13 protein-coding genes are annotated in these 16,984 nt (G+C 72.2%); 5 read left to right on the forward strand and 8 right to left on the reverse strand.

From position 1 onward, the window contains the following. Positions 1 to 11 precede the first annotated feature (11 nt). From ACFU5F_RS30980 to ACFU5F_RS30990, 3 genes are all read left to right on the forward strand, one after another. Positions 12 to 860, forward strand: coding sequence for a 3-hydroxyacyl-CoA dehydrogenase family protein (locus ACFU5F_RS30980; RefSeq protein ID WP_383894326.1), 849 nt, complete (start codon positions 12 to 14; stop codon positions 858 to 860). A gap of 183 nt (positions 861 to 1,043) precedes the next feature. Beyond that, positions 1,044 to 1,367 carry an STAS domain-containing protein gene (locus tag ACFU5F_RS30985; protein ID WP_033526497.1) on the forward strand — a complete coding sequence of 108 codons (324 nt, stop codon included), beginning with the start codon at positions 1,044 to 1,046 and terminating at the stop codon, positions 1,365 to 1,367. A gap of 255 nt (positions 1,368 to 1,622) precedes the next feature. After that, complete coding sequence (locus ACFU5F_RS30990) at positions 1,623 to 4,199, forward strand: ATP-binding protein (RefSeq protein WP_383894329.1); 2,577 nt, start codon at positions 1,623 to 1,625, stop codon at positions 4,197 to 4,199. Positions 4,200 to 4,288: 89 nt separating this feature from the next. Here ACFU5F_RS30990 and nucS read toward each other — a convergent pair whose 3' ends face one another. Then, the gene (gene nucS, locus ACFU5F_RS30995; protein WP_184899481.1) at positions 4,289 to 4,960 is read right to left on the reverse strand and encodes an endonuclease NucS; all 672 of its coding nucleotides are present in this window, start codon (positions 4,958 to 4,960) and stop codon (positions 4,289 to 4,291) included. 394 nt (positions 4,961 to 5,354) lie between these two features. Here nucS and ACFU5F_RS31000 point away from each other — a divergent pair, with 394 nt between their 5' ends. Beyond that, positions 5,355 to 5,747, forward strand: coding sequence for an SCO5389 family protein (locus ACFU5F_RS31000; RefSeq protein ID WP_086760468.1), 393 nt, complete (start codon positions 5,355 to 5,357; stop codon positions 5,745 to 5,747). A gap of 79 nt (positions 5,748 to 5,826) precedes the next feature. Here the strand turns inward: ACFU5F_RS31000 and ACFU5F_RS31005 are convergent, their stop codons facing one another. Continuing rightward, entirely contained in the window at positions 5,827 to 6,855 is a 1,029-nt protein-coding gene (locus tag ACFU5F_RS31005) for an LLM class flavin-dependent oxidoreductase (RefSeq protein WP_383894333.1), read from the reverse strand. A 220-nt stretch (positions 6,856 to 7,075) separates the two neighbouring features. On the opposite strand from ACFU5F_RS31005, the gene ACFU5F_RS31010 reads away from it, so the two are divergent. Further along, positions 7,076 to 7,426, forward strand: coding sequence for an ATP/GTP-binding protein (locus tag ACFU5F_RS31010; RefSeq protein ID WP_383894336.1), 351 nt, complete (start codon positions 7,076 to 7,078; stop codon positions 7,424 to 7,426). Between the two features lie 19 nt (positions 7,427 to 7,445). Here the strand turns inward: ACFU5F_RS31010 and ACFU5F_RS31015 are convergent, their stop codons facing one another. The 6 genes from ACFU5F_RS31015 to scy form a co-directional block, all read right to left on the reverse strand. After that, positions 7,446 to 8,312, reverse strand: a complete 867-nt coding sequence (locus ACFU5F_RS31015) for an ABC transporter permease subunit (protein WP_383894339.1) — start codon at positions 8,310 to 8,312, stop codon at positions 7,446 to 7,448. Then, on the reverse strand, positions 8,309 to 9,529 hold the full coding sequence (locus tag ACFU5F_RS31020; protein WP_383894340.1) for an ABC transporter ATP-binding protein: 1,221 nt from the start codon (positions 9,527 to 9,529) through the stop codon (positions 8,309 to 8,311). Before ACFU5F_RS31020 ends, ACFU5F_RS31015 begins: the two co-directional genes overlap by 4 nt. A 170-nt stretch (positions 9,530 to 9,699) precedes the next feature. Continuing rightward, positions 9,700 to 10,470, reverse strand: coding sequence for an ABC transporter permease (locus tag ACFU5F_RS31025; RefSeq protein ID WP_383894343.1), 771 nt, complete (start codon positions 10,468 to 10,470; stop codon positions 9,700 to 9,702). Between the two features lie 2 nt (positions 10,471 to 10,472). Then, positions 10,473 to 11,441, reverse strand: coding sequence for an ABC transporter ATP-binding protein (locus tag ACFU5F_RS31030; RefSeq protein WP_383894345.1), 969 nt, complete (start codon positions 11,439 to 11,441; stop codon positions 10,473 to 10,475). A 263-nt stretch (positions 11,442 to 11,704) separates the two neighbouring features. Further along, entirely contained in the window at positions 11,705 to 12,643 is a 939-nt protein-coding gene (locus ACFU5F_RS31035; protein WP_200303866.1) for a cellulose-binding protein, read from the reverse strand. A gap of 258 nt (positions 12,644 to 12,901) precedes the next feature. Next, positions 12,902 to 16,753: a polarized growth protein Scy gene (gene scy / locus ACFU5F_RS31040; RefSeq protein WP_383894348.1), complete on the reverse strand. Its 3,852-nt coding sequence runs from the start codon at positions 16,751 to 16,753 to the stop codon at positions 12,902 to 12,904. Positions 16,754 to 16,984: the final 231 nt, after the last annotated feature.

The raw sequence follows: 16,984 nt of genomic DNA on the forward strand, positions 1-16,984 counted from the left end.
GGAGTCGCACAGTGGCACGGAAGCTCGCCGTCATCGGAGCCGGGCTCATGGGGTCCGGTATCGCCCAGGTGTCCGCGCAGGCGGGCTGGGACGTCGTTCTGCGCGACGTCACCGACGAGGCGCTGAACCGTGGCATCGGCGGCATCACGGCGTCGTTCGACAAGTTCGTGGGCAAGGGCAAGTTGGCTGCCGAGGACGCCGAGGCGGCGCTGGCGCGGATCACCGCCACCACGGACCTCGACGCGGCGGGCGACGCGGACATCGTCGTCGAGGCCGTCTTCGAGAAGCTCGAAGTCAAGCACGAGATCTTCCGGGCCCTGGACAAGATCGTCCGCGAGGACACCGTGCTCGCCTCGAACACCTCGGCCATTCCGATCACCAAGATCGCGGCCGCCACCGAGCGGCCCGAACGCGTCGTCGGCGTCCACTTCTTCTCGCCGGTGCCGATGATGCAGCTGTGCGAACTGGTGCGCGGCTACAAGACGAGCGACGCGACGCTCGCCGCCGCGCGGGAGTTCGCCGAGTCGGTCGGCAAGACCTGCATCGTCGTCAACCGTGACGTCGCCGGCTTCGTGACCACCCGTCTCATCTCCGCCCTCGTCGTCGAGGCCGCGAAGCTGTACGAGTCGGGCGTGGCCACGGCCGAGGACATCGACCTCGCCTGCAAGCTGGGCTTCGGCCACGCGATGGGTCCGCTGGCCACCGCCGACCTGACGGGCGTCGACATCCTGCTGCACGCCACGAGCAACATCTACACCGAGTCCCAGGACGAGAAGTTCGCTCCTCCGGAGCTGATGCGCCGGATGGTGGACGCCGGTGACATCGGACGCAAGAGCGGGCAGGGCTTCTACACCTACTGACGCCGGTCACGCGTCACGGGCGGCACTTCCCACGCATGTGAACGCATGAGCCTCTCCGGGCTCACCCCTTGAGGTGAATTCGGTATCGGTTCGCTCACAGACGGCAACCTGGCGGTGTCAAAAGCCGTCAGACGTTGCATCACCCACATCACGGAGTACGAGACGCACTCACGGGGAGCGCTTATGTACATCAGGGGCGACCACGCCGAGCTGGTCGTCGGGGGCCGCCTCGACGTACGCAGCGCGGCGGACGCCCGTACGGTCCTGCACTCGGCCGTCGACGACGGAGCCGGCGACCTGGTGCTCGACCTGTCAGAGCTGGACTCCTGGGACGCCACCGGACTCGGGGTGATCATGGGAGCCCACCGGCGGGCGGGACGGTGCGGACGGCGGCTGGTGCTGCGCGATGTGCCGCCGCAGATGCAGCGGCTGCTCGTGGCCACCCGGCTGCACCGCATCCTGGCCATCGAGGGCGGTATCGGTCTGGAATCGTTGCCCCGGGTCTGAACGCGTGTGCGGATCTCTACGTATGCCTTCGTGTGTGCGGGACACCCGGCGGGTGCACGCGCAATCCTCACGAGACTGTGATGTCTCGGACAGCGTGGCGCCCCGGGCTGTCGTAGATACTGTGCAAAGGTTTAGGGTTCGGCTGCCCGCTGCCAGTTTCCCTCGAGCGGGTTCCGGACCAGAAGCGACAGCGCGGTGTGCGACCAGGCCGGGAGGGGCTCCAGCACACGAGACGCTTTTGGGGGGCTTGAACCGATGGACCCGAACAGCCGGGGACCCGAAGAGTACGGCCACGACGACGCACAGCCGCAGAGCAGACGTCCGGCGCGTGACGCGCTGACGCAGGACTTCGACCGGCACGCTCCGGCCCTCGCCCGCACCGTCCAGCTCGTCTCGGGCGATCTCCTGCTCACCGTCAACCCCGTCGACGGCAGCGAGATCGAGAACTGCCCGCCGGGCGAACTGCCTGGTCGGCCCGCGAAACACGCGCCCGCCGAGCGCGCCGCCCTCGACCGTGCCGCCCTTCCGCCGGTGCCCCCGGGCCCCTCACTGCCCCGGCTCCCCCTGATCCAGCGCGACGAGGAGAGGGACCGGCTCGTACGGCTCCTCGCCCGCGGCCGCTCCGTCCGCCTCACCGGCGCTCCCGGCTCCGGCCGCACCACCCTCCTCGACGCGGTCGCCGAGGACTGCGCGGACCTGGCCCCCGACGGCGTCGTCCGGCTGAGCGGTTTCCGGCGCACGGTCGACGACCTGCTGTACGAACTGTTCGCAGCCGTTTACAGCACATCCGGCTTCCGGCCCGCCCGGGAGCAGGTCGCCGACGTCGTGCGGGACATCGGCGCGGTCGTCGTCCTGGACGACCTGGAGTTCGGCGGCGTCGCGCTCGACGAACTGCTCGACGCGACCCCCGAGTGCGCCTTCCTGATCGGCGCCACCCCCGGCATCCCCCTGCCGTCCAGCGACGCGCCCCTGGAGGAGATCGTCCTCGGGGGGCTCGACCGGGCCGGCAGCGAGCAGCTGCTGGAACGTGTCGTCGGACGGGCGCTCACCGAGGACGAGTCGAACTGGGCCGGCGACCTCTGGTTCGAGTCCGAGGGGCTGCCGCTGCGCTTCACCCAGGCCGGGGCGCTGCTCAGGCAGCGGGACCGGCAGCGGGCCGGCGAGGACGCCGTCGACGAGTTCGGGGTCTTCCAGGAGGCGCCGTCCGTCGACGCCCCCTACGACGCCTCGGACGAGTACGACGTCCCCCTGCCGTCGCTCGCCGAGGGAGCCGCCCCCGCCGCGCTGCTGGCGTCCCGGCTGGGCGCCTCGGCCCGGGAGACCCTCAGGTTCGCGGTCGCGCTCGGCGGCGAGATCCCCCACCAGGCGCACCTGCCCGCCCTCGTGGGCGACACCCACGCCGACGCGGCCCTCGGCGAGCTGGTCGGCTGCGCCCTGGTGACACCTGTAGGTGCCCGCTACCGGCTCGCCGCCGGGGTGCGTACCCAGCTGGAGGCCGCCGGGTACGCCGACGACGCCGGGACCCGCGCCGAGGCCGCCGCCCAGCACTACGCCTGGTGGGCCGGGCACCCCTCGGTCACCCCCGAGCGGGTCTCGGCCGAGGCGGACGCCGTCCTGGCCGCCCTCACCGCGCTCGCGCCGGCCACGACCCCGCCCGGCGAGGGCGAGGAGAGCGCCGCGGTGGTGCTGGCCCGGCAGGCCGCGCCCGCGTTCGCGGCGGGGCGGAGCTGGAGCGCCTGGGAGCGGGCGCTCAGGGCCGGTGCCGAGGCGGCCGCCCTCGCCGACGAGACCGCCGAGCTGGCCTACTTCCACCACGAGCTGGGCGTCCTCGCCCTCTGCTCCGGACAGCTGGAGCGGGCCCGGGCCGAGCTGGAGGCATCCATCGGGCTGCGCAACGTCCTCGCGGACAAGCGCGGCACCGTCGCCGGCCGCCGGGCCCTCGCCCTGGTCACCGACCGCTCCGGGGCGGCCCCGCCGGGCGGGCGTACGGCGGCGGGGGAAGAGGCGCCGGCCTCCCGGCACGAGGAGCCGGCCGCACCGTCCGGGGGCGTGCCGTCCGCCTACCCGCCGGTGGGCTTCGGCGTGGCCGGTCCGGGGGCGACGACGGGCGCGGCGGCGGCCACCGGCGGCGGTGGCTCGGCACCGCACCCGCCGGCCCACGACAGCACGCTCGTCACGCACCGGCCCGGCGGAGCCTCGCCCGCGGAGCGGTTCGCCGCCCTCAGGAGCCTCGTCGGCGCCGCCCGGCGCAATCTGATCGCCACGGGCTCGGGAGCGCTGCTCGTCGCCGTCCTGGGGACCGTGGTGACCCTGGGCGCGACCTCCGACCGCAAGGACGACACCCCTGCGGAGCGGGTCGGCGTCAACCCCTCCGCCAGCGCGGGCGTCGACGACGGCGGGCTCGTCGCGGACCGCCCCAAGACGGGTGGGGACCGCGACGCCCCGGGTGCCGTGTCCGAGCCGACCGACCCGGGCCTCGACGGCACGTACGGCACGTCGGACGACCCGACGCCCACGGACAGCGCGGGGCCGTCGGACGACCCGAGCGGTACGGACGGGCCGACGGGCAAGCCGACGCCGACCCCGACGAAGTCGTCCCCCAAGCCGACGCCGACGGAGTCCGAGGAGGAGTCCGGCTCGCCCACCCCGACTCCGACACCCACCCCGACGCCGACTCCCACGCCCACTCCGACGCCGACCGGCGGCAGTGAGGACCCGCCGCCGCCGGACGACACCAACAGTGCCGGTGCGCCGACCTCCGGACGGGCCGTGGAGTCGACCGCCGCCGCACCGGCACCCGGCGGTGGCTCACCCGGCGGGACGTCGGCCTGAGCCGCCGGTCCGCCCGTTCGACGCGGGAGGGCCGGGTCCGTTCCTCGGACCCGGCCCTCCCGGGGTCATGCGTCAGGCGGTGAACAAGCTCAGAACAGCCGCAGCTTGTCGTCCTCGATGCCGCGCAGGGCGTCGTAGTCGAGGACCGCGCAGCCGATGCCGCGGTCGGTGGCGAGGACGCGGGCCTGGGGCTTGATCTCCTGGGCGGCGAAGATGCCACGGACCGGCGCGAGATGCGGGTCGCGGTTCAACAGCTCCAGGTAGCGCGTGAGTTGCTCGACCCCGTCGATCTCGCCGCGCCGCTTGATCTCGACCGCGACGGTCGCGCCGTCGGCGTCCCGGCACAGGATGTCGACGGGGCCGATGGCCGTCATGTACTCGCGGCGGATGAGCGTGTAGCCCTCGCCGAGGGTCTCGATGCGGTCGGCGAGGAGTTCCTGGAGGTGTGCCTCGACGCCGTCCTTGATCAGGCCGGGGTCGACGCCCAGTTCGTGCGAGGAGTCGTGGAGGACCTCCTCCATCGTGATGATGAGCTTCTCGCCCGCCTTGTTGATGACGGTCCAGACGCCCTGTTCGTCCCCGGAACCCTCCTTCAGCGTGCAGGGCGGCGACATCCAGTTGAGGGGCTTGTAGGCCCGGTCGTCGGCGTGGATCGAGACGCTGCCGTCCGCCTTCACCAGGATCAGACGGGGGGCCGAGGGAAGATGGGCGGTGAGCCGGCCCGCGTAGTCGACGGAGCAGCGGGCAATGACGAGACGCATGGTCGGCAACGCTATCCGACGCCGACGGGTGCGCGCGATTCGACCGCCGTGCGTGCTCCGGCCCGAGGTCACCCCGGGGCCGGCGCCTCCGGCAGGGGGCCGTTCGACCCGCGGCCGGTCCCGCTCGGTCGCTGTCGCCCTCCGTCACCCTCGTCGTGCCCCTCACGTGGGCTTCCGTCGTCCCCCGGCATGTGCCTCTGTCAACTCCTGTTCGGCAATGGCTGATTGTGTGCGTCTCGCGCCGTGTCGGTGCGCGCAACCTCCTGGTGCGGCCCCGTTCGGTTCCTTACCGTAGAAACTGGAGGTCGTGGACCGTGCACTCTGCGTGTTCGGCATGCGCTCTCCGACCCTGTCCGTCAACCCCTGTTGTCGTGGGGGTGCGAGAGGAGAACCCATGTCGCTCGACGTCTCACCGGCCCTACTCGAACAGGCCGAGCGAGGCGAGGTCGACGAAGCCGCCTTCGTCGACTGCGTCCGGACCTCCCTGCCGTTTGCGTGGGAGATGATCAGCTCCTTGGTGGCCCAGCTGAAGGTCGACGGCGGCGAGTTCGCCGACAACCAGACGCCCCCGCCGGACGAGCAGGCACGCGGACAACTGCTGCGCGCGCTCGCCAGCGACGCGATTCGCGGCGCGCTGCAGCGGCACTTCGGTGTACGGCTGGCCTTCCAGAACTGCCACCGGGTGGCGGTGTTCCCGCTGGACCCGTCCGTGGACGACAGGCTGGCCCGCTTCACCTCGATCCGCGGCCAACTCCTCAACCAGTCCCCGGAACTCAGGGACTGCTGAGGTCGTGACGCAGCACGGCTTGCCGCTCCAACCGCGGGAGGTGCATCGGTAACCGGGGCGGCAAGCTCCCCGCAGTGGCTCAGCCGAGGTGAGGCAGCACCTCGGCACCGAGTCGTCGTACGTTCTCCTCCGTCGCCGCCAGGTCGCCGGAGCCCTCGACGAGCAGGGCGAAGCGGGAGATGCCCGTCCGCTCACTGGTGGCCGCGAGGCGGTCGGCGCACAGCCGGGGGGTCCCCACGGGGTGCAGCCCGCAGAGCAGTTCGGTGTACGCCAGCGGGTCCCGCATGGCGCGGGCCCGGCCGTCCACGGTCACATGGGCGTCGAGGCCCTGCTTCAGCCAGCCCGGCATCGCCTTGGTGAGCGCCTCCACGGCGTCGGTGCGCCGGTCGGCGATCTGGCAGACGCCGGCCGAGACGTGGGCCGCGCCGGAGATCTCCTCCGGCGAACGGCCCGCGGCGCGGGCGTGCCTGCGCCACAGAGCGACCATCTCGGCCTTCTCCTCGTCACCGACGTGCATGCCGAGGAGCATCGACAGCCCGCGCTCGGCGGCCAGCCGTACGCTCGACGGTGAGGTGCAGGCGACGACGACCTCCGGGCCGGGCGTCTCGTCCAGGTCCTCGGCGGGCCGCGGGACGACCGGGACCTCACGGAAGCTGAATCGTTCCCCCGACGCCGACACCGAGGGCTCGCGCAGCCAGCGCATGAGCAGATCGAGTGATTCCGGGAAACCCTTCTCGTACGCCTGGAGTCCGGCGCCGAACACCTCAAGGTCGACCCACGGGCCGCCGCGTCCGACTCCCAGCGAGAAACGTCCGCCGGACGTCACGTGCAGCAGGGCGGCCTGCTCGCCCAGGGCCACGGGATGGACGGTGGGCAGCACGCTGACCGCCGTGCCGACCCGGATCCGCCGGGTACGGCCCAGCAGTAACGCGGCGAGGGTGATCGCCGACGGACAGGTGCCGTACGGCACGAAATGGTGCTCGGCCAGCCAGACCGCGTCCAGCCCGGCCTCCTCGGCCACTTCCGCGGTCCGTACCGCCCGATGGAGCGCCTCCCCCTGGCCCTGGCCGGGGAACTGGGCGCCCAGTACAAATGTTCCTACGTGCATCGCTCTTCCTGCTTCCTCGGCTCCGACTCGGGAGCTCCCCCACCGGCATAACCGTGTGACACGTGACGAGGACACGGCCTGGCGACGAGATTTGCGGATTGTCTGCAGAATGGGCCGAGCGGAGGGCGATCTGGGGGGTTTGGTGACGTACGCATACCCCCACCGGGCCCGCGTAGGCTGGACACCGATCCTGCCCCCTGTAGAGCCCGTGAGGTGTCCCGTGTCCCCGCGTCGCAACCGCCCCAAGGACCAGGCTTCGTCGGGTCTGTCGGGTCCGTCAGGCCGCAGCGCGGAGGAGGACCGGTCCGACCGGTACGGCGGCTGGCAGACCAGTGAGCCGTGGCAGGGCGAGGAGTGGAGCGTGCGTCATGTGGCGGGCGCGAGCGCGGCGGGCAAGACCTATCGCTGCCCCGGCTGCGACCAGATGATCGCCTCGGGGGTCCCGCACGTCGTCGCCTGGCCCGAGCACTCGGGCGTCGACGAGCGCCGGCACTGGCACAAGGCCTGCTGGAACGCGAAGGACCGCCGCACCTCGCGGGTGCAGCGGTCCCGTAACGCGCCGAGGTTCTGACGCCCCCTCGGCCCGGAGGTCACACGTCCCGCTGCTCCAGCAGCGCGTACGCGCCGACGAACGCCGCACCCGTCAGTGCCAGCATGATCCACAGGGGTTCCCAGCCGGACGGGCCGGACTGGCTGATCTCCGCGCCGTAGAAGACGCTGAGCTGGCTCGGGATCGAGTACTCCAGCAGGAACTCCTGGACGTCCTTCAGCGACTCCGAGAACATGAAGATCGCGATGACCAGCGGGGCGAGAAAGACGCCGAGCATCAGGGTGATCGCGCCGGCGGAGTGCCGGATCAGCGAGCCCATCAGCAGCGCCAGCAGCCCGAACAGCGCGAGGAAGAGGCTCACGCCGACCGTGGCCTTGAACCACTCCTCACCGTCGGGGCTCGCGGCGCCGGAGCTCTCCAGGATCGCCACCTGGGTGAAGCCGACGAACGCGGTGGTGACCACCGTGACCGTGAAGGTGAGGGCGAAGAACACGATCGCCTTCGCGGCCAGGACCCGGCCGCGGCTCGGGCACGCCGTCATCGTGGTCCGGATCATCCCCGTGCCGTACTCGGAGGCGGTGGTCAGCACTCCGAGCGTGAGGATGCAGACACTGCCGATCATCAGGCCGAACAGACCGAGACCCAGCGGGGACTCGCCCTCCAGGTTCATGTCCGTGGAGGCGGCGATCAGGGCGAAGAGCAGACCGAGGCCGATCACCAGGACGACGAAGACGCCGAGCGTCCAGATCGTCGAGCGGACCGACTTGATCTTCGTCCACTCGGAGGCGATCGCGTTCCCGAGGTGCGTGCGCACCACCGGGATCGGCGAGGTGTACGACGTGCCCGGCGCGCCCTGCCACTGGGGGGCGGGCGGCTGCTGTGTGAGGGGCGGCTGGGGCGTGCTCATCGGGCGTCCTCGGACTTCGTCAGGTCGGCGGCGGGCGCGGCGGAGGCGGCCGGGGCCGGCGCGGCGGCGGGCTGCGCCGGGGCCTGGGGCGCCGCCTGGGCGTACGGGTTCGGCTGGGGCTGCCCGGGGGCCGGAGCCGGGGCGGCGGGCGCCGGAGCCCCGTAGGGACCGGCCGGCGCATAGGGCTGACCGGCCTGCGGCGCCGGCGGGGCGTACCAGCCCGTCTGGCCCTGCCCGGGCACCGGCATCGGCGGCTGCGCGCCCGGCGGCAGGGGCTGCTGGAGCCCGGCCTTCTGGTCGGTCGTCGAGCGGTAGTCGACGGCGCCCTGCGTCATCCGCATGTACGCCTCCTCCAGCGAGGCCTGGTGCGGCGACAGCTCCCACAGCCGGACGTCGGCGCCGTGCGCGAGATCGCTGATGCGGGGGAGCGGCAGCCCCATGACCCGCAGGGCCCCGTCCTGCTCGGGCAGCACCTGGCCGCCCGCCTCGGTCAGTGCCGCCGTCAGCTTCTCGCGCTGCTGCGGCTCGCTGTCCGGCGTGCGGACGCGCGCGAAGTCGGCGGAGTTCGCCGAGATGAAGTCCTTGATGCTCATGTCGGAGAGCAGCTGCCCGCGCCCGATCACGATGAGGTGGTCGGCGGTCAGGGCCATCTCGCTCATCAGGTGCGAGGAGACGAAGACCGTACGGCCCTCGGCGGCGAGCGCCTTCATCAGGTTGCGGACCCAGAGGATGCCCTCGGGGTCGAGACCGTTGACCGGCTCGTCGAAGAGGAGCACCTGCGGGTCGCCGAGCAGCGCGGCGGCGATGCCGAGCCGCTGGCCCATGCCGAGGGAGAAGCCCTTGGAGCGCTTCTTGGCCACGTCCTGGAGGCCGACGACACCGAGTACCTCGTCCACCCGGCGGGCCGGGATGCCGGACAGCTGGGCCAGGGACAGCAGGTGGTTGCGGGCGTGCCGGCCGCCGTGCACCGCCTTGGCGTCGAGGAGCGCGCCGACCTGCCGGGCCGCGTTCGGCAGCTTGCGGTACGGATAGCCGCCGATCGTCACCTGCCCCGACGTGGGGTTGTCCAGGCCGAGGATCATGCGCATCGTCGTCGACTTCCCGGAGCCGTTGGGCCCCAGGAAGCCGGTGACGGCCCCCGGCCGCACCTGGAAGGAAAGGTTGTACACGGCCGTCTTGGCGCCGTAGCGCTTCGTCAGGCCGACTGCCTCGATCATGCTCCGCACCCATCGAACGGTTCAGGACGTCTCAGGACGTCGGGGCGCACGCCCCCGTAAGGATTAGGAGCTTATCGGTGCGCTGACGGTTCCACCCAAGAGGAGGTAAAACCTCGCAGGTCACGAGCACGTTGTCTTGGCATGTACGTAACCGCTGGTCAGGCTCCCGCTCAAGCGTCGCGCCGCTTCAGCATCAGGTACCCGCCGAGCAGGGCCGCCGCCACCCACAGCGCCATGACGGCCAGGCCGCCCCAGGGCCCGTACGGGGTGTCGTCGTCCACGGGGGTCACCACCTGCATGATCCTGCTGCCGGCCTGGTCGGGCAGGTACCGGCCGGCCTTCTCGGTGGCACCGACGTTGCCCAGGATGTTGGAGATGAGGAAGAAGAACGGCATCAGGATGCCGAGCGACAGCATCGGGCTGCGCAGCATCGCCGCGACCCCCATGGAGAACATGGCGATGAGGGTCATGTAGAGCCCGCCGCCGAGGACCGCGCGCAGGACACCCGGATCACCGATCTCGGCGCGGTACGGACCGAGCATCGCCTGCCCCAGGAAGAACGTCACGAAGCTGGTCACGAGCCCCACCGCGAAGGCGAGGGCGGTGGCCACCGCGATCTTGCCGAAGAGGAAGGTGCCGCGCTGCGGCACGGCGGCCAGCGAGGTCCGGATCATGCCGGTGCTGTACTCGTTCGACACGACCAGCACCCCGAACACGATCATCGCCAGCTGTCCGAGGGTCATCCCCGCGAAGCTGATGAACGTCGGGTCGAACGACAGCCGGTCCCGGCGGCTGAGATTGTCGAACTCGTTCCTCGACAGCAGTGAGATCAGCACGCCGAGCGCGATCGTGACGACCCCGGCCAGCGACAGCGTCCACACCGTGGACGCGACCGACCGGATCTTGGTCCACTCCGAGCGGACCACCTGGGCGGCGGCCATCGTCAGCCCTCCCGCTTCCAGGAGCCGCCCCAGCCGGGGACGGGAGCCGGACGCACCGCCGGGGTCGCGTCGTGCGCGTGGTACTCCACCGACTCTGCCGTCAGCTGCATGAACGCCTCCTCCAGCGAAGCCTGTTGGGGACTGAGTTCGTGCAGTACGAGCTGGTGCTGGGCGGCCAGCTCACCGATCTCCTCCGGTTTCCGGCCGTCCACCTCCAGCGCCCCGTCGCCCGTCTCCACGACCGTCACGCCGACCGCGTGCAGCACGTCGAGCAGCCGCTCCCACTGCGGTGTGCGAATGCGTACGTACGAGCGGGAGTTCTGCCGGATGAACTCCGCCATGGAGGTGTCGGCGAGCAGCCGCCCCTGCCCGATGACGACGAGATGGTCGGCGGTCAGCGCCATCTCGCTCATCAGATGCGACGACACGAACACGGTCCGCCCCTGGGCCGCGAGGGACTTCATCAGGTTGCGGATCCAGTGGATGCCCTCGGGGTCGAGGCCGTTGACCGGCTCGTCGAACATCAGGATCCGGGGGTCGCCGAGCAGCGCGCCGGCGATCCCGAGGCGCTGCCCCATGCCGAGCGAGAACCCCTTGGCCTTCTTCCGGGCGACCGTGGTGAGCCCGACCGTGTCCAGCACCTCGTGCACCCGGGCCCGGGGGATCCCGTTGCTCTGCGCGAGGCACAGCAGATGGTTGAAGGCGCTGCGGCCGCCGTGCACGGCCTTGGCGTCCAGGAGCGCGCCGATGTACGTCAGCGGGTCCCTCAGGCGGTCGTAGTGCGTGCCGTCGATCCGGACGTCTCCGGCCGTCGGGCGGTCCAGCCCCAGGATCATGCGCATGGTCGTCGACTTCCCGGCCCCGTTCGGTCCCAGGAAGCCGGTCACCATCCCGGGCCGCACGGCGAAGGTCAGGTTGTTCACCGCGACCTTCTCGCCGTACCGCTTGGTCAGCCCGTCGAGCTCGATCATGCGGCCACGCTAGAACGGGGGTCGGGGGCCTGCCACCGGAGTACCGGTGACCGCGGTTCGGCCGATCAGGGGCGCGGGGAACTGTGCGAACAACCCCACACGGCCGGCAGCCACGCCACCAGGGGAGCCCCCGAGCCATAGGCACTGCCACCACGGCTGGGCGGGGCCCGTCGCCACCCCCGAACACCGAGGGCCCGCGCCCCCCGGAGGGGAGACGCGGGCCCTCAGGTGCCTCTTCCGGCCGTGGCCGTCAGGCGACCGTGTTACCGGGACTGCTGAGCCGGAACCCCGCGGGAGATCGGCTCGTCGTCGGCGACCGGCGTGCCGGCCGCGGCGACGGCCGCACCCGTGAGGGTCGCCAGCATCTCGCGCACGTTCGTCAGCTGGGCGTTGATCGAGTCGCGGCGGTTGGTGAGAGCCGCCAGCTCGCGCTCGGATTCCGACCGGATCCGGTCGGCCTTGGCGTTCGCGTCCGCGACGATGTCCTCGGCCTGACGCTGCGCGGTCTCCACCGTCTGGCGGGCGCGGCGCTCGGCGTCGGTGCGCAGCTTCTCGGCCTCCAGGCGGAGCTGCTCCGCGCGGTGCTCGATCTCGGCGAGACGCTTCTCCGCCTTCTGCTGACGCGACGCCAGGTCCCGCTCGGACTGCTCGCGGCGCTTGGCGAGGTTGGTCTCGAAGTCGGCGGCGGCCTGCGCGGCCTTGGCGCGGGTCTCCTCGAAGAGGGCGTCCGCCTCCTCACGCTTGGACTGCGCGTCCTTCTGCGCCTCGGCACGCAGCTGCGACGCGTCGCTCTTGGCCTTCTCGACGATCCGGACGCCCTCGTCCTCGGCCTTGGCCTTGCGCTCCGCGGAGAAGGACTCCGCGTCGTTGCGCACCTGCTGGGCCGCCGACTCGGCGAGCTCGCGGTGCTGCTCGGCGGCGCGGCGGGCCTCCTCGCGCAGGTCCTTCGCCTCCTCCTCGGCGAGGCGGAGGATCTTCTCGACGCGCGCGCCGAGACCGGCGTAGGACGGCTCGGCGTCGGTCACCGCGGCCTGGGCGTTCTGCGTCTCGAGGTGGAGCTCCTCGATGCGCTTCTCCAGAGCGGTGATGCGGGCGAGCGCGGAGTCACGGTCGGAGACGAGCTTGGAGATACGTTCGTCCACCTGAGCGCGGTCGTATCCACGCCGCACAAGCTCGAAGCCGTAGGGGGAAGTGTCGCTCATGGGGTTCCTGTCGAATGAGACCGGTGAGGTGATAGGTGGAATCCTAGGGGGCGAAGCGGCGTGTCATCGAGCAGATGCACGTTTGATCTGGAGAATGACACCCCTTTTGGGTGGCCGACCATCGGAATACTTGCCAGAAACTTTGCGTAAAGGCCCTGAAAGCACAGACGGCACAGATGGCAAGCACAGAACGAGCACAAAATGGTGTCTGTAGCACCGAAGGCGGAGCGGGAAGATACCCGCAACGCCCCCGCACCGCTAGCCGTCTGACGACTTGCCACCCGAACGAGTCGCACCCGCCGCGGCACCCGTCTTGACTCCACCGTCCTTGCCGCCCGACGGGGCCTCAAAAGACTCCAACGCCACCAGGACGTCCTGGACACGGGAGATCTCCGCATTGATGTCCTCGCGGCGCCGGACCAGCACCTCCAGCTCGCGCTTGCCCTCCTCGACCGTGCGGCGCGCCTCGCGGATCGCCTCGGCCTTCAGCTCCTCGGCCTCGCGGATGAGCGTGGACTTCTTCTGCTCGGCCTCCTTCAGGAGGCCCTCGGCCTTCTTCACCGCGGCGATACGGACCTTGCCGGCTTCGGAGTTGGCCTCGGAAACGATCTCCTTGGCCTTCGACGTCGCCTTCTCCAACTGCTCCTCGGCGGCTTTGATCAACGCGTCACAACGATCACCGGTCGACTTCATCGTCTCGGCGGCCTCGCGGCGGGCCCGTGTGTGCAGCGCCTCGATCTCGGCGGTGATGCGGTCCCGCAGCTCCTCGGCCCGCTCCCTTATGGCGGTCGCGTCCCGGCGCGCCCCGATCAGCAGCTCGTCGGCGTCCGTACGGGCCTTCTCCACCGTGGAGTTTCCCTCGACGGTCGCCTCGGCGACCAGCCGGTCGGCCTCCTTGCGGGCCGCCCCGACCATGGAGTCGGCCTGCCCCTCGGCGTCCGCGGTGGTCTTCAGCGCCTGCGACTGCGCCTCGGCGAGCAGCTTGTCGGCCTCGGCCGCCGTCTCCGTGATGAGCGTGTCGACCTGCTCGGCAGCCTCGGAGCGCCGCTTGTTGGCGTCCTTGCGGGCCGCGTCGAGCGTGTTGTCGGCCTCCTCGCGGGCGTGAGCCATGAGCCGGTCGGCCTCCGCCGCCGCCTCGGCCCGCGCGCGCTCGGCCTCGACCCGTACCCGCTCGGCGTGCGCCTGCGCGGAGCCCACCGTCTCGGCGGCCTCGGCCCGCAGCCGCTCGGCCTCGTCGGTGGCCTCGCCGATCAGCCGGTCGGCCTGGGCCACGGACTCGGCCCGTACGCGCTCGGCCTCCTCGTTGGTCTCCCGCGTCAGCCGCTCCGCCTCGGCCGTCACCTCGGTGATGAGGGTGTCGGCCTGCGTGGCCGCGTCCGACCGCATGCGGTTGGCGTCGTCACGGGCCTCCGCACGGGTGCGCGAGGCGTCTTGGTCGGCCCGCGCGATGGCGTCCGACGCCTCCGTACGCACCCGCTGGGCGTGCTCGGACGCCTCCGAACGGATGCGCTCCGCCTCGCCGATGGCCTCCGCGACCGTCCGCTCGGCGAGCGCCTTCGCTGCGTCCGTCTCGTCCCGCGCCTCACGGCGGACCCGGCCCGCGTCCTCGGCGGCCCGCTCCCGCTCGGCGTAGGCGTCGGCGCGGACCCGGTCCGACTCCTCCTCCGCCTCCCTGCGCATCCGGTCCACGACGTGCTCGGCCGTGTTGCGCAGCCCGGCGATCTCCTCCTGGGCCTGCTCGTGCAGCCCGGCGACGGACTCCCGGACCTGCTGGGCGTGCGTCTCGGCCGCTGACACCATCTCGCCGGCGCGCCGCTCGGCCTCCTCGACCAGCCGTACGGCCTCGGTCTGGGCCTCCTCCACGCGGGTGCGCGCCGAGGCCAGCAGCTCCTCGCTCTGCTCGCGGGCCCGACGGCGTTCCTGGTCGGCCTCCTGCCGGGCCGAGCCGAGCAGTTCCTCGGCCTCGCGGCGGCGCCGGGCGGCCTCTTCCTGCGCGGCGGCCAGGGTCTCCGAGGCCTCCGTGGCGAGCCGCTCGGCCGCGGCCTGCGCCTCCGCCCGTACCCGGTCGGCGGTGTCCTTCGCCTCGGACTTCAGCCGCTCGGCCTCGGCCGCGGCCTCGGACCGCAGCCGTACGGCGACGGACTCGCCCTCGGCGCGGGACGCGGACGCGTCGGCCGCCGCCTCGTCGCGCAGCCGCTCGGCCTCTGCCTCGGCCTGCGCCTGGAGCGTACGGATGCGCTCGGCGGCCTCGGAGCGCAGCCGGTCGCTCTCCTCGCCGGCCTCACGGCGGATCCGCTCGGCCTCCGTGCGGGCGTCGGCGAGCGCCTCCTCGGCGGAGGCCAGCCGGCCCTCGGCCTCGGTGTGCAGCCGGGTCAGCTCCTCGGCGGCCTCGGCCTTGCGGGCCTCGACGCCCCGCTCGGTCTCCTCGCGCAGTTCGGCGGCGGCCCGCTCGGCCTCGGCCTTCAGCTCCTCGGTCTGCTCGGCGGCCTCGGCGCGATAGCGCTCGGCCTCCTTGCGGGTGCGCTCCAGGGTCTCCTCGGCCTGGCGGCGCAGCGTGGACGCGCGTTCGATGGCCTCGGTGCGGACCTTCTCGCTGTCCGCGGTGGCCGTCTGCCGCAGCTCGTCGGCGTCCGTGCGGGCCTTGGCGAGCAGCTCCTCGGCGGTCTTGGCCGCCTCCTCGATCTGCTGGACGGCCTCGCGCCGGGCCTCGGAGCGGATCCGTTCGCCCTCGGCGACCGCGTCGGAGCGCAGCTGCTCGGCCTCGCCGCGCAGCCGGCGCGCCTCCTCCTGCAGTTCGACCGTCTTGGCGCGGTACTCCTCGGTGTCGTCCTTCGCCGTGCCCTTGAGCTGTTCGGCGAGGTCGTGCGCCTCGGCGCGCAGCCGGTCCGCCTCGGCCTCGGCCTCGGCGCGGATGCGCTCGGCCTCCTCTGTGGCGGCCTTGGTGGTGCTACGGGCCTCCTCGGACGCCTTGTTCAGCACGTCCTCGGCGGTCTTGGCGGTCTTGGCGAGAGCAGAGGCGGACTCCTCCGCGGTGATCGAGCGGGCCTTCTCGGAGGCCTCGGCGACGATCTTCTCGGCCTGGGCCTTGGCGTCGGCGACGACCTCCTCGGCGGACGCCTTGGTGGCCTCGGCCTCCTTCGTGGCCTCCTCGACCAGCCGGGCGACCTGCTCCTTGGCCGTACGCGTGCGCTGCTCGTTGGTCGACTCGGCGCCGGCGACGGCCTTGGCCGCGCTCTCCTTGGCCTCCGTGACCAGCTTCTCGGCCTCGGCGCGGGCCTCGCGCAGCGCCGTCTCGGCCTCCGACATGCGCTGCTCGGCGGTCCGGCTCAGCTCGGAGGCCTGGCGGCGCGCGGAGTCCGACTCGGTGGCGGTGGAGGTGCGCAGCTGCTCGGCGTGCTCGGTGGCCTCCTGCGCCTGGGTGGAGGCCGCGTTCAGCAGCCGCTCCGCCTCGGCGCGGGCCCGGCGCAGGATCTGGTCGGCCTCGCCGCGGGCGGCCTCGGCGTCGCTCTGGAGCCGCTGGCGGGCCTCGGTGGCGAGCCGCTCGGCCTCGGCGCGGGCGGCGGCCAGCGCCTGCTCGGCCTCCGCGCGGGACTCGTCGACGAGGCGTCGGGCCTGGGCCTCGCTGCGGGCGCGCAGCTGTTCGGCCCACGCCACGTTCTCGTTGACGTGCGACTCGACTGTCTGGCGGCGCTCGGACAGCTCCTGGTCGAGCTGCTGGCGCCGGGTGACGGCCTCCTGGTGCAGCTCCGCCTGGAGGCGGGCGGCCTGCTCGGCGTGCTCCTGGAGGATCCGCTGGGTCTGCGCCCGGGCCTGGCTCAGCTCGCGCTCGGCGTCCGTGCGCAGCTGGTCGGCCTGCATCTGGGCCTGGCGGAGCATCTGCTCGGCCTGGTAGCCGAGGTCGCCCCCGGTGTCGTAGGCGGGCCGGGACATGAGGGTGCGGCGCGCCTCGTGCAGCTTGGCGCGCAGCACCTCGACCTGGTAGCCGAGGTCCTCGGCGTGCTGGATCGCCTTTTCCCGCTCGGTCTTCAGCCGCTCCATCTCGGCCTCGAACCGAGAGAGGTGGTCGACGTCAGCCGCCGGCTCTCGCTCCTGGCGTTCGTAGCCCCGCACTGCGCGGTCCCATCCGTCCCCTGGTCGCAACCTCTGACAAACGAGCTCCGTCCAACCGCCGAACGGGGCCCCCGGGGAATGGTGTCAGATCAACGGCGGAGCACGGGCTGCCGCCCTCACCCTCGTCCCCCGAAACCTGGACCCCGGCCCTCGGACAGCCGCTGGTGGATCGCCGCGGTGCCCTTGGATCCCGCTCGTCGGAAGGCGGCGGGACCCGGGCCGTCCCCCTCG

The organism is Streptomyces sp. NPDC057438 (genome assembly GCF_042802995.1).
GTDB lineage: Bacteria > Actinomycetota > Actinomycetes > Streptomycetales > Streptomycetaceae > Streptomyces.